Here is a 684-nt window from a genome sequence, read left to right on the forward strand (position 1 = left end):
GGTGCTCTACGACTGGATCGAAGAACGCGCCGCCCGGCGCCTCGCCAAGGAGAAGACCCCATGAAAGAAGTGAAGGCCTTCATCCATCGTGGCCGCGTGGTCGACGTCATCCATGCGCTGGAAGAAGCGGGGTTTCGTTACCTGTCGGTGAGCGACGTCAAAGGTCTGCTGACCGCGCTCAACGGCCAGGAACAGGTCTATTCGATGGAACTGGGCGAACGGGTGACCCGGCAGATCAAGCTCGAAGTGTTCTGTGAGGACGATCAGGCCGAACGGGCGGTGCAGTTGATCCGCCTGCACGGGCGCACCGGTCAGAGTGTGGCCGGCTGGGTCTACCAGAGCACGGTGGATCGGGCGTGGCCCATCGACGGTCAAGGGGCTGAATGAAGAAGACGGGCGGGTCACTCCCGCCCGTCCTTCCCGATGTCATGTCATAACACTTTGGCGCTCACGTAGAGTGGCCGCCGCACTGGAGACTCCTATGGGCACAACCAAGCCCCACGAACATGACCATCATCACGACCATAGCCATGGCGTGGCACCGGATGCGGACAAGAAGTACCTGACCATCGCGCTGTTGCTGCTGCTCGGCTTCATGGCGGTCGAGGTGGTGGTCGGCATCCTGGCCAAGTCGTTGGCCCTGATTTCCGATGCCGGGCACATGCTCACCGATGTGGGCTCGAT

The 684-nt window shown here is 61.8% G+C and carries 2 protein-coding genes; both read left to right on the forward strand.

The genetic code is table 11. The features are described from left to right. Nucleotides 1-60 precede the first annotated feature (60 nt). Nucleotides 61-387 carry a P-II family nitrogen regulator gene (locus AB7849_RS19495; RefSeq protein WP_008209838.1) on the forward strand — a complete coding sequence of 109 codons (327 nt, stop codon included), beginning with the start codon at nt 61-63 and terminating at the stop codon, nt 385-387. 94 nt (nt 388-481) lie between these two features. Next, nucleotides 482-684, forward strand: a 203-nt coding sequence (locus AB7849_RS19500) for a cation transporter (protein WP_369501569.1), incomplete at its 3' end; no start/stop codon positions are given.

It is taken from the genome of Rhodanobacter sp. FW021-MT20 (assembly GCF_041107475.1).
Classification (GTDB): Bacteria; Pseudomonadota; Gammaproteobacteria; order Xanthomonadales; family Rhodanobacteraceae; genus Rhodanobacter_A; species Rhodanobacter_A glycinis.